The organism is Paraburkholderia sediminicola (genome assembly GCF_046030555.1).
Classification (GTDB): domain Bacteria; phylum Pseudomonadota; class Gammaproteobacteria; order Burkholderiales; family Burkholderiaceae; genus Paraburkholderia; species Paraburkholderia sediminicola_E.
In genome coordinates this window covers 211,339-223,683 of sequence record NZ_JAQQCH010000007.1, presented here as the reverse complement: position 1 = coordinate 223,683, position 12,345 = coordinate 211,339, and the positions used below count along the sequence as shown (strand labels likewise).

The 12,345-nt window shown below is 58.2% G+C and carries 11 protein-coding genes; 4 read left to right on the top strand and 7 right to left on the bottom strand.

The genetic code is table 11. The features are described from left to right. Window positions 1–484: 484 nt before the first annotated feature. Complete coding sequence (locus PQQ52_RS13240; protein WP_408211500.1) at window positions 485–2,044, top strand: glycoside hydrolase family 28 protein; 1,560 nt, start codon at window positions 485–487, stop codon at window positions 2,042–2,044. A 169-nt stretch (window positions 2,045–2,213) separates the two neighbouring features. Here the strand turns inward: PQQ52_RS13240 and PQQ52_RS13235 are convergent, their stop codons facing one another. The 5 genes from PQQ52_RS13235 to PQQ52_RS13215 all read right to left on the bottom strand — a co-directional run bounded on the left by PQQ52_RS13235 (window position 2,214) and on the right by PQQ52_RS13215 (window position 5,824). Beyond that, entirely contained in the window at window positions 2,214–2,528 is a 315-nt protein-coding gene (locus PQQ52_RS13235) for a CocE/NonD family hydrolase C-terminal non-catalytic domain-containing protein (RefSeq protein WP_408211497.1), read from the bottom strand. Window positions 2,529–2,744: 216 nt separating this feature from the next. Continuing rightward, window positions 2,745–3,293 carry a hypothetical protein gene (locus PQQ52_RS13230; protein WP_408211495.1) on the bottom strand — a complete coding sequence of 183 codons (549 nt, stop codon included), beginning with the start codon at window positions 3,291–3,293 and terminating at the stop codon, window positions 2,745–2,747. Further along, the gene (locus PQQ52_RS13225) at window positions 3,274–3,477 is read right to left on the bottom strand and encodes a hypothetical protein (RefSeq protein WP_408211492.1); all 204 of its coding nucleotides are present in this window, start codon (window positions 3,475–3,477) and stop codon (window positions 3,274–3,276) included. The genes PQQ52_RS13230 and PQQ52_RS13225 overlap by 20 nt, the downstream gene beginning before the upstream one ends. A 417-nt stretch (window positions 3,478–3,894) precedes the next feature. Continuing rightward, on the bottom strand, window positions 3,895–4,212 hold the full coding sequence (locus tag PQQ52_RS13220) for a hypothetical protein (RefSeq protein WP_408211489.1): 318 nt from the start codon (window positions 4,210–4,212) through the stop codon (window positions 3,895–3,897). 100 nt (window positions 4,213–4,312) lie between these two features. Beyond that, a complete protein-coding gene (locus PQQ52_RS13215; RefSeq protein ID WP_408211486.1) occupies window positions 4,313–5,824 on the bottom strand; it encodes a hypothetical protein in 1,512 nt (503 codons plus the stop codon). A gap of 797 nt (window positions 5,825–6,621) precedes the next feature. Here PQQ52_RS13215 and PQQ52_RS13210 point away from each other — a divergent pair. Next, a complete protein-coding gene (locus tag PQQ52_RS13210; RefSeq protein ID WP_408211483.1) occupies window positions 6,622–7,641 on the top strand; it encodes a helix-turn-helix domain-containing protein in 1,020 nt (339 codons plus the stop codon). A 188-nt stretch (window positions 7,642–7,829) separates the two neighbouring features. On the opposite strand, the gene PQQ52_RS13205 is transcribed toward PQQ52_RS13210, so the two are convergent. Then, a complete protein-coding gene (locus PQQ52_RS13205) occupies window positions 7,830–8,723 on the bottom strand; it encodes a LysR substrate-binding domain-containing protein (RefSeq protein WP_408211481.1) in 894 nt (297 codons plus the stop codon). Window positions 8,724–8,908: 185 nt separating this feature from the next. Here PQQ52_RS13205 and PQQ52_RS13200 point away from each other — a divergent pair, with 185 nt between their 5' ends. Continuing rightward, window positions 8,909–9,424 (top strand): lipocalin-like domain-containing protein, encoded by a 516-nt coding sequence (locus tag PQQ52_RS13200; RefSeq protein ID WP_408211478.1) that lies wholly within the window; start codon window positions 8,909–8,911, stop codon window positions 9,422–9,424. Between the two features lie 76 nt (window positions 9,425–9,500). Further along, on the top strand, window positions 9,501–10,067 hold the full coding sequence (locus PQQ52_RS13195; protein ID WP_408211475.1) for a helix-turn-helix domain-containing protein: 567 nt from the start codon (window positions 9,501–9,503) through the stop codon (window positions 10,065–10,067). A gap of 38 nt (window positions 10,068–10,105) precedes the next feature. Here PQQ52_RS13195 and PQQ52_RS13190 read toward each other — a convergent pair whose 3' ends face one another. Next, window positions 10,106–12,310: an OsmC domain/YcaO domain-containing protein gene (locus tag PQQ52_RS13190; RefSeq protein WP_408211472.1), complete on the bottom strand. Its 2,205-nt coding sequence runs from the start codon at window positions 12,308–12,310 to the stop codon at window positions 10,106–10,108. Between the last annotated feature and the right edge of the window lie 35 nt (window positions 12,311–12,345).

The following is a 12,345-nucleotide window of genomic DNA, read 5'->3' as shown; positions in this document are numbered from 1 at the left end:
AAAATATCTTCATCTAACACTCACTAAGGATACCTAATCAGCATCCCTTTTACTTGCACGGAACTTGGCTCGATCGAACCTCTGTAGCGCAATGAGGAGGCTGCGCGCATCGCTCACACAAAACGAGCGGCTTGACTGGTAGACAGCCTATTGATCGTTGAAACAAAAAGTTCCTGAGGAACAGTGTTTGTTTTGGAATTTCAACTAAATCGGAGACTTCATCATGGGAAAGCGCTTTTGCTGCCTCGCACTCCTGGCATTGACGATATCACTATCGGCATGCGGAGGCGACAACGTCGGCTCGCCAGCTGCTACGACGACAACTAGTGGCACGACACCACCTGCTGGCACGACGCCGCCTGCCGGCACGACGACAAGTAGTGGCACATGTCCGGCCACCCCAACTGATATTGATTTGACGTAGCGATCCGAACAGCGAGTGTTTCAGAAAAATATTAACAAACACATTTCATTGGAGGAGCAGATGGATAGTAAATCATCAATTGATAAGTTCGCGGCACATGCCCAACCCGTTTCGAGTACAAGAAGGTCGTTTCTCAAGAGCAGTATTGCGCTCGCGTTACTGCCAGCCCTCCGTCCCGGACATGTCTTTGGACAAACGGCACCGGCAACGCCGACCAACTACACCACAACGATTCCAGATTGGGTGCCGACGCTGAAAAGTGACCTGCTGGCGATGGCAGCGACGCTCGAATGCACAGTATTGGCGTGGACAGGGCCCACTCTCAGCGCTACCCCAGAGCAGTTCGGTTATACGGTCTCCAGTACGCCAAGCCAGACCGCGACGTCCATACAGGCCGCAGTTGATTACGCCAGCGGCAAAGGGGGTGGAACGGTCAATCTGTCGAACGGCGACTACCTGTCTGGAACTATCATTTTAAAAGACAACGTTCGGCTCTCGATTAACGATGGCGCTCGCCTCCTGGCAAGCACCAATCAGAGCGATTATCCCAAGCTGGTGCCGATTACCCAGACTGAGATGGACACGTATTACCAGCAATTCTATTCCTTGATTTATGCTGAACGGGCCACCAACATAGCGATCACGGGTGGCGGGATCATTGATGGCCAAGGAGAGGAATACCCAAGAGTCAACAACGAGTTCGGAACGGTGTTTCGCCCGTTTATGATGCGGATCATCCAGTGCAATAAAATACACGTGAGCAATATAACGCTAATCAACTCGCCTGCCTGGATGCAGCTCTATCTGCTCTGCGACAACCTCCTGGTCGAAAACATTACGGTCTCCAATATCTCAAACATCAATAACGATGGGATCGATATTGACGGATGTAAGTCGGTCATCGTGAGAAATAGTGTTTTCAACACTGAAGATGACGGAATCTGCTTTAAAGGTTCCGGCGGAGGATTGCTGCAGAATGTGCTTGTCAAGAACTGTCAATCCTACAGCAGTACGAACGCCCTCAAGATTGGAACTGACACCCAAGGTTCCTTTGACAGTGTCCTTGTTTACAATTGCATCCTGGGCGGCCCAAAAACTGACCGCACTACGCTGTACAAAGAGCTAGGAATTAACACCGATCCGCTCCACGTCAAAGGTGGGGTTTCCTGGGAGAGCACCGATGGCGGCTCCCTCTCGAACATTCTGGTCTCCAAATGTACGATTAACAATGCGACAAGCCCACTCTTTCTCGCACTGGGCGACCGATTCCGGCTAATGCCTGGTCAGGCAATACCTCCGGTCGGTAGCATTCAGCGGATTGTGTTTGACCAGATCTCCGGGGAAAACAACGGCCCCAATGGTTCGTGGTTTTCGGGCTTTAAAGACAAGCCTATTACCGACGTTGTGTTGAGCAATATCAATCTGGGCGTTAACGCGTACACGGGGAGCGTGCCCAAGGACCCAGGCGAAATCGGTGCTGGATATCCTGACCCAGGCGCTAGTCCGCTTCCCGCCTACGGATTGTGGGGCCGCCATATCACGAACCTCACGATTTCGAATTGCAGTTGGAGAGTCACAGGCACGGACACTCGTCCCATGATTCAAATCGAAGCAACATGAACATGATGATGAACCCATTTTTTTTGAGCTAGGCAAAGACCGGAATGGCGCGTTGGCAGTGGCAGTTGCGTCGCCCTTGTTGCAGATCTCGATAGCAGCTGCCTCCGTGCGTCCCCGTTTCGCCGCAGGAGCGCCCACGCACGCCGATCGCCGTAAGCACGCTACCTCACTAGCTGACGTGGCTTCCGCTGTTAGCTGGGGCGTACTCGCGTATCCCAGGCATCATCGTGCCCAGGAGGCTTCGGCCGCTGATGACGAGGCGCAACTGTTCGCCGGGGTAAAACGCAAGTCCGATCGGGAGCAAGTCGATCTCGAGATCGACGATTTCTCCCGCTGAGAGCTTCTCGATCCGGTCAAAGCTGTGGGCGGGCACAGCATCCGTCGCCAGCGCCTCGTCCAGATGTCGCAGTGAGGCGCGCAGGCGTCCGTCGGAACCTTTGTAGCGGAGAATCGAGGCGCCGCGTTCGGTACCGTCATCGAACATGGCGTAGCGCACTAACGAGCATCACGCTGCGTTGTTAGCAGCGTCCATCCGCTCCAGTCAACAGATACCCGGCCCGCTGCCCCTCGCGGTGCGGCTGGATGACGAAAGCAGGGAATGCCTTCTCCATCTCGAGGGGAAAGTGCTGACGCCAGATCAGCGCTTCCTGTCTGCATTTCTGCTCCTGCAAAACCGATCGATCACAGCGCCCGACTCAGATCAGAAGCCGGTCGCCCCGATGCCACCGGGACCCACGGTGTAATGACCGACGGTCGCTCCGATGCCACCGGGCCCGACCGAGTAGTGGACGCTGTCCCCTTGTTGGCCCGACGGCGCGGCACATGTGTTCTTGCCCATGGGCGACAGGCAAGGGTCCGGTTTTCCATTCCCGAATGCGTTGGCAATGGCATTGTTCCTGGCCATGGCTTTGGCGGTGAACTGTTCGGTGACCTTGTTTCGCGCTTCGACAAGGGCATTCATTTTTTTCGTCCAGACACGGGCCCTGGCCTGATCGTGAGAGGCCAGAATGTCCTGACCTTCGGGAATCATCTTTTCGATTTGAAGATCGTACTGGATCACTTCTTTCGGCAATTGGCCTGCACGTACCGACGCGCGATCGTTTTCCGTGACCTTGGTCCAGTCGGCACTCGACGGCGACGCATCCGATCGTGTCGCGCTCGAGCCGCGGTTCTGTGGGGGAACCATACACCCCGCGAAGGTGGTGGCGATGAGAACGGCCAAGAGGCATTTACATGGATTCACTTTCATGGGTTCCTTCCAAAGAGGCGCCGCCGTCGGTACCGACCGTCACCGAACCATCCTTGACAGTTCTGTTGCCGTTGTTGAATTCGAACGGCGTCGTGCCAGGCTTGCTGGCGCTGTACACCCATCCGCAATTACCATCGACGTGAGCGGGTTGCCGACCAGGCCAAATGGTTTCCTGCAACTTCATCTCACCAGTTCCGCGCTTCCGCCCACCATAAATGGTCAACGCAACCTGGACCCTCGGTGGATGCGCTCACGACCGTATTGGCTCTGTCGGTCTTCAGCGTCAGCGAACATCGATAGGCGTTCGTCTGGTAGTAGCCCGTCGGAGCATACTGATTCTGGAGAATCGGCATTCCAGCCACGCCATTGCCTCCTGGGCGGCACAAACCGCGCAAACCCGCGATAGCTTCCCGTTGAGATAAAACATGATGCGTCTTCCCGGTGATTGACAATGCCGATGTGCTATTCGCGAAATACAAATAACCCGTCTTGCTTCGGCTTCCTGACGGGATGTCTCCAGGTATGGTGTGATGCGCCGTCGTGTTAGGACAATCGCCCGGCCAGCCTTGATCGAATGCTGACCGTGATCCCTGCCCTGTCATCACTTCGGATGACATTCCCAGTCGTTGTAGGTCGGGGGATTGATCGGCGTAAGTCCCGGGATCATGAAAACTTTGCACGTAAAGCGACGCCCCTTGCCGGTCGTCGCGTCGTAGCTGACCTGCTGCCCGCCGAGCGCATTCTTTTGTCCGTACCGGATATTGGCGATCGTGATCTCGTCCGATGACCCGAGTCCCAGCGTCTTCGCGGTGGAGTTCTGGACATTGATCATGTTCATCTGTGTCGTCCCGCAGGCCGACAGGATCAGACCGCTGGTGGCGATCCCCACCGCGATTCTGATTGCCTTGTGAATTTCCATTTCCCGCTCCCGTTTCTTTTTAATTGGGTCTGCGTCGCACTCCCGCGACGCAGACCCGACACGTCGACGATCGACCTCACGCCGCGCGCGATACAGCCGGTTACGAACCCGGCGTATAGAAGCTCGTCTGCACGATGTCGCCCACGGTGTTGTCCTTGTACAGTTGCCAGATGAGCGCTGTAACGCCCGATGCGTTGACAGCCAGCGCCGGCCAGGTCGCGTCCTGCGGCTGCTGACCGAACAGCGTAGGCGTACCCCACACACCGTTCGCGTAGCGGTTAGCGACGATGTCAGTCGAAGTCGCGGTACTCGTATCCTGCCAAACCACCGTCGCATTGCCTGTCGCGTCGACGGCTATACGCGGCTGGCGACTGTTCAACTGGTACACATGCGCGGTCATCTGCTGCGTCGGTCCCCAGGTACCGTTCGCATCGGTCACGCTGGCCTGTAACGTGCCGTCCGGCCGGATCCACGTCACTGCGGCGACGCCCTGGTCGTTCGTGGCCAGTTGCGGGTAATAGCCGATGTCCGCCGTGTCGACGAACGGCGTCACCGGGAGCACGGCCTGCCAGCCCGTGCCCGCGACGTAACGCTGCGACATCGTCGTGGTGTGCGCCCCTTTACTGTCGATATCGACCTCACCCCAGACCAGCATGATGTTGCCTTTCGCATCCATGCCGGCGGCCGGCGCGAAGACCGCCTGACTTGCTGGACTACCCACTTCGAGTACCACCGGATTCGCATTGGCCCAGCCGTTGCTCGGGTCGTAGGTTGACGCCCACAACGCCGAATGCGTTTTGTCCGTTTGCCGCCATGCGAGTACCGCATTGCCCGACGGCGTCACCGAGAGATTCAACTCGACATTGTCGATGCCCTCTCCGCTGACCCCGGTGACCGCGCCCGGGCCCGTCTGCACAGGTTGCACGATCTGCTCGGGAGCCGACCACGAGCCGCCGACGGTATAGCGGCTCGTGAAGACGACCGTATCGGCCACATCGGCCTTCTGCTGCCAGGCCACGATCGCGTTGCCCTTCCCGTCGATCCCCGCTGTCCACGCGTAGCTGGTCTCGTTCGGGGACAGCTCCACGGCCGTACCCCATCCGCTCGCCGGATCGTAGGGCCGCACCCACAGCCCGTACCCTGTGCCCCCAAGGAACTGTTGCCACAGTGCCAGCGCGTGACCATCGGCGTTGCCGACCAGCAGCGGCGCGCTCGCGCCGGGGCCGCTCATGTCGACTGTGCCGTCGGACGTATCGACGCGCGTCGGCGTGGCCCAACCGGTACCGGGAACATAGCGGCTCGACCACATCTCGTTACCGAGGCTTCCGTTAGGGCCGTTCGTCATCCATAACGAAAGCGCGTTTCCCTGTGCGTCGATAGCCACCGATGGAGAAAATTCAGGACCTTTCCCGTCCACCGCGGCCGCGGCCGACCAGCCCGCCTTGACGCTCGTGCCGCCACCCGGATTCGACGGGTTGCCGGGATTGGAAGTCGTGCCTCCCGAGCCCGTCGATGCATTGCCGGAAGATTTCGACACGTCGTCGCCGCCACAGGCCGACAACACGAGACTGGTTGCGAGGGCAACTGCCGCAACCGCTGCGATAGATTTCATGCATATCCCCAGAATAAAGTCACGTCCTTGCGCTAATAAAAATGGGAATGACAGCGCATCCCCTCCCCACGATCGAATTCATTCGTATCCGATTTACATCTGGGCACCGCGAATTCATTTCGGCGTGAAAGAAGCCCGCACGCGCCCATGCCGGTGCGCGATGGCGCCGTTGTTGGCATGAGATGAATAAAACGGCGATCCGGTAATACCGGCACAGCATCCTGAGACCAGATTCACACCGACCCGGAATACGCGAACAAAGCGTTCACCGTCATGTCATATTTTTAGTGGACGCCTCGCGATATACGTCGTCGCAACCCATGGAATTCACACCGCCAGTTCCGTCGATACGACGGCAAGGATGCCAGCGGCCGTCTGTTTGCGGCCCCATACGCCCGACACGGACATGTTGGGAAGCGATGACCTTAAAACCCATGATCGTTATCAAATGAATCGTTGACGGATTCTAAGTTGATCCACAGGCATCGTGGGTATAGAGATGTCTCAAATTGGGTGGACTTTTGTTTCAACCCACATTAATGCGCTCGACGAGCCATCGGCGCAATATTGAGGTAATCACAATGAACAGACAGGTCTTGTTAATTCTATAAATCGCTGAATATTTTTAATGTCGCCTTCAATTTTTTAAGCCGCACCACTCGATATCACACCATCCATTCGTATAAACCCCGGTTATTTAATGACGCCCATCCCATGACAATACAAGCGCGTTTTCTCTCCCGTGCCACGCGCGCCCCCTTTTGATAACGCGTACCCCGTCAGCAAGGAGCCGCCGCGTGCGCGAACTTTCCGCCCCAAACGTTCACCGTTTTTCGACCCGCGATGCCCCGGCCGACGAACGATTCGACGCATGGGTCGCCAGCAGCACCTTGTGCGATTTCGTCGTTGCGTATCAGTCGGACCTTCCGTTCGACGCCCACCGCGAACATGTCCTGATCGGCCCCATTGTTCTCGCACGTCGCACCTGGCGACACCCGGACCCGTCAGTCTCGTACGATGCGAAACGCACGGCGGCGCGCATCCGCGCCGATCAGCGCGACGTCCTGAGCTTCAGTCTGCAACTGAGTGGTTCGGTCGCGCTACGCTCCGACGCGTTCGCCAGCATCAAGCCGCCGGGAGAGCTGTATGTGCTGGATTTCGCGAGCGTGTTCGAGCGTGCGATCACGCCGGGTAGCGAAATCTCGCTCTCAGTTCCGCGCGATATGCTCCCGGCCGGCGCTGATTCAGAGCATGGCCGCTCGCTGACCCGGGGGATGGCCTCGCTCTTTACTCACTACCTTTCGCAGCTGTATCACGCACTGCCCCGGCTCACCGCGCGCGACCTGCCCTACGTGGCTCAGGCGACGATGCAACTGCTGACCGCGACCCTTCAGCCGGGCCGCGATACGCTGATCGCTGCGGACGAGCCGATCCAGAACGCGCTGATGGATCGCGTACAGCGCTATATCGATACTCATCTGCTGCAGCCCGATCTGAGCGCCGACCGGATATGCAGGGACGTCGGGATATCGCGCGCAACGCTCTATCGATTGTTCGACCACACCGGCGGCATCATGCGGGAGATCCGCCACCGGCGCCTTTATCGGGTCCATCAGGTTCTGTCGACACCCGGCCGTTCCTGGGAACGACTCCGCGACGTGGCATCGCGGCACGGTTTCGTCGACGAGAAATACTTCATCCGGATTTTCAAAGCGCACTTCGGCTATACCCCTCGGGAGACCTTCGAGCGCGGGCAGCGCCAGGGCGAGACGGGCGATCCCCTGGTCATGCCGAAGAAAACGACAAGGGGCGCTTAAGCGTCACCACGTCGCAGACAAACGCTGATTCCAGGCCGCGGTATGCACGAGGCACCGCAACGGCGAACTGTTGTCCCGCGCCATGCTCGCCCTCGACCCGGCCAAAAAGAGCGCGGAGGCCGCACCGAAAGGCTGGCGCGGCGGGCTGCGATGGGCCCTGCGCCCGGGCCCGTGGCAGGCTCGGTGCGTCAGGCCGCCAGCGCGTCGCCAAGTTGATCACGCATTGTCTCCAGCACGACCGCTTTGAACTGGGCCAACGCCGGCTCCATCGTCCGGTGTCGTGTATGCAGACAGGCCCGGAGGGGTCCACTCAAAATTGTTGGCAAACCACCGACATCACGCCATACGCGTAGCCGATCCGGCAATCCCAACGGCGTGCGCACCGTAACGCCGAGACCCGCTTCGATGGCCGCCCATAAACCATGGAGACTCGGGCTGGTGAATGCGATGCGCCATGCAATTCCGGCCTGGTCCAGCGTGTCGAGTGCACGTTTGCGGAAAAAACAGGGCGCCTCAAACGCGACGAGCGGAACCGGCTCGCCCGGCCCCCAGATCGGTGTCGGCGCGGCAGGACCGATCCAGACAAACGGCAACGCGGCAACGACTTCCGCGTCCTTGCGGTTATCGCTTCCGAACGCAAGAACCAGGTCCAGGTCCTCGTTGTCGAGACGCTCAAGGAGCCGTCGGTTGGCGTCTACCACGACGTCGATCAGGACCGATGGATGTGCCCGCTTGAAACGTCCCAGCGCCGCCGGCAGCCAGGTTTCCGCAAAATCCGGCGGCAGGCCGAAGCGTACGCGGCCGGCCACGGCCCGCCCGCGGATCGCCGCCACCACCTCGTCATTCAGATCGAGCATGCGCTGCGCGTACGCCAGCATGACATCGCCGGCTTCAGTCAACACCAGCCCGCGTCCCTGCTTGACGAACAGCGGCACCCCCACCTGCTCCTCCAGCTTGTGAATCTGCTGGCTGACCGCCGATTGCGATCGCCCGATGTGTTCCGCGGCCTTGTTGAAGCTACCGAGCCGATGGGCGATGACGACGGTCCGCAGAACGTCCATGTCCAGATTGGTATGACCCATCGTTCAGTTATTCCGATATGTGTGAACGGAATAATTGTATTTTATTGTTTATCGGACTGGCGTAATTTTCTGAGCGCGGATGGCGTGATTCCATCCGGATCCACTTCGGCCCCTAATAATCGCGATCTCTATGGATTCGTCATGCAGTGACGTAATCCCCATATTATTTAGAAGGATTCCTGATCATGAACAGCCAGGCATTTTCCAGGATCGGTTGCGCTGCCGCCTTCGCGTTGCTGGCGATCGCAACGGGACCGGCCCGCGCAGAGATGGATGCCATCGAATCGCCCCTCGTCGGCACCTGGACCCTGGTGAGCGCCGACGTACAGCATAAAGACGGGACGCGCACCCACGACTACGGTCCGGCGCCGAAAGGCATGCTCTTCATCGACGGTCAGGGACATTATTCCCTGCAGATCTTCAACAGCGAACGGAGGCCGTTCGCGTCCGGTGACAGGGAAACTGCGACGCCGGACGAATACCGGGCGACTGTGCTCGGCCTCAGCACGCATTTCGGCATGCTCAGTGCCGATCCGCTTCGCAAGGCGTTGACCTTCCATATCCACAAGGCGTCGTACCCGAACTGGGAAGGCACCGACCAGGTACGCAGGTACGAACTGAAAGACGGCACGCTGAGCTATACCGTTCCCGCACGACCCAACGGTGATGTCCCCTTGTCGGTCTGGCGTCACGTGAACTGATGCGGCGCTATCGCGCATCGCGCCACCCGGCATGGCCCGGGCGGTACCCCTAAGCCATCCACACATCGCCGCCCGTATGAATGCACTGCTCTCCCCCGCGTCGCTGACGCCCGGCCTCGGCACCCGGATTCGCACACGCCGACGTGTCATCAACCATACGCTGGAGCAGATCGCGACAGCCGCGGGTGTTTCGACCTCGTTCCTGTCACAGGTCGAACGGGATCTGGCGACGCCGTCGGTCAGGTCGCTCGCGAAAATCGCCCATGCGCTGAACCTGCCGATGCAATACTTCGTCGACACCGCCGACGCCTCCGTATCCCGTTCGCAACTGCGGCAGTTCTTCGGACTTGCCGGCTCGGGCTGTTCGTTTGCGCACCTGACGGCGGCCCTGCCGCACGGTCAGCTACAGAGCATCCTCGTGCGGATGCCGGCGGGATCGCAACAACCGGCCGTCACAACCGATGCGCTCGAAGAATCCCTGTTCGTGACCGCTGGCGAGTTCACGCTTTCGCTGGAGAACGAAACCCTCGTCCTGCACGCGGGCGACGCAGCCTACTACCGGTCGAATCAGGTACATCACTGGGCGAACCGCGGGACCGTGGAAACCACCGTGGTCTGGACGGGCACCCCGCGGCTCCTGTAGCGCGACGGCATCATCGCATCCAGCCATGACTCGTCACCCTAACTGGCTATCGCCGCCGCATTGGCCCGCGCCTTATGCAGTTTTGTGTAGCTGTCGATCAGGCGGTGGTGCCTATCGAGACCCTCCAGTTTCATACTCGTTGGAGTGAGCCCAAAGAAGCGCACGCTGCCGTCCACTGCCCCCATGACCGCGTCCATCCGGGCGTTGCCAAACATCCGACGGAAGTTGACCGCGTAGTCGTCCAGTTCCAGGTCGTCATCGAGCAGCACCTCCAGCACCACATTCAAAGCCTGGTAAAACAATCCGCGCTCAACCGTGTTGTCGTTGTACTGCAGGAAAGCTCCCGTCAACTCTTGCGCCTCCTCAAATTGCTGCAAGGCGAGATGAATCAGCAGCTTCAACTCGAGAACTGTGAGCTGCCCCCAGTCCGTATTCTCGTCAAATTCGATGCCGATCAAAGTGGCAATATCGGAGTGCTCGTCCAGCTCACTGTTCTCCAACCGTTCAAGCAGTGCTGCCAGGCCGGCATCGTCCAGACGATGCAAGTTCAAAATATCGGCACGGAACAACAGTGCCTTGTTGGTGTTATCCCAGATCAAATCCTCTACCGGGTAAACTTCCGAATAATCGGGCACCAGAATCCGGCAAGCTACGGCACCCAGCTGGTCATACACCGCCATGTAAGCTTCTTTGCCCATGTCTTTGAGAATGCCGAACAAGGTTGCGGCTTCCTCGGCATTGGAGTTTTCACCCTGGCCGGAAAAATCCCACTCAACAAACTCGAAATTCGCTTTGGCGCTGAAAAAGCGCCACGACACGACACCGCTGGAATCAATGAAGTGCTCAACGAAGTTATTGGGTTCAGTCACGGCGTTACTGACAAAGGTGGGCTGAGGTAAATCGTTCAAGCCTTCAAAACTACGCCCCTGCAGCAATTCCGTCAGACTCCGTTCCAGCGCCACCTCGAAGCTTGGATGCGCGCCGAACGAAGCGAAGACACCGCCTGTCCGCGGGTTCATCAGTGTGACGCACATCACCGGGTAGGTTCCACCCAGCGACGCATCCTTCACCAGCACCGGAAAGCCCTGCTCTTCCAATCCCTTTATCCCGGCCAGAATGCCAGGATATTTCGCCAGCACGTCGTGCGGCACATCAGGTAAAGCGATTTCACCTTCCAGAATTTCGCGCTTTACCGCCCGTTCGAAAATTTCGGACAGACATTGCACCTGCGCTTCGGCCAGCGTATTACCAGCACTCATGCCATTGCTGACGAACAGGTTTTCGATCAGGTTGGACGGGAAATACACCACTTCGCCGTCCGACTGCCGCACGAACGGCAGCGAACAGATACCGCGCTGCACATTGCCGGAGTTGGTGTCGATCAGATGCGAGCCGCGCAACTCGCCATCGGGGTTGTAAATCTCCAGGCAGTACCCATCCAGAATCTCAGCCGGCAGCGCATCCTTACGGCCGGGCTTGAACCAGCGCTCGTTCGGGTAATGGACAAATTCCGCATTGGCGATGTCTTCGCCCCAAAACGCACCGCCATAGAAATGGTTGCAATTCAGGCGTTCGATAAACTCTCCCAACGCTGATGCCAACGCGCTTTCTTTGGTCGCTCCCTTGCCATTGGTAAAACACATCGGCGAGTGAGCGTCGCGGACATGCAGCGACCAGACATTGGGAACGATATTGCGCCACGAAGCGATTTCAATCTTCATGCCCAAACCCGCCAAAATGCCCGACATATTGGCGATGGTTTGCTCCAACGGCAGATCCTTGCCCGCGATATAGGTGCTGGCGTCAGAAGCCGGCTTCAACGCCAGCAAGGACTGAGCATCGGCATCCAGGTTCTCTACCTCTTCAATTACAAACTCCGGTCCGGCTTGCACCACTTTTTTGACCGTACAACGGTCGATGGAACGCAAAATGCCCTGGCGGTCTTTGTCGGAGATGTCCGCCGGCAACTCAACCTGAATCTTGAAGATCTGCTGGTACCGGTTTTCCGGATCAACAATATTATTCTGCGACAGGCGAATATTTTCGGTAGGAATATTGCGAGTTACGCAGTACAACTTCACAAAGTAAGCTGCACACAAAGCCGATGAGGCCAGGAAATAATCGAAGGGGCCAGGCGCCGAGCCATCGCCCTTATAACGGATAGGCTGGTCGGCCACTACCGTGAAGTCATCGAACTTGGCTTCAAGGCGTAACTTATCGAGAAAGTTGACTTTAATTTCCATGGGGAAATTCCAAAAATGGTGCTCAAAACAAAATA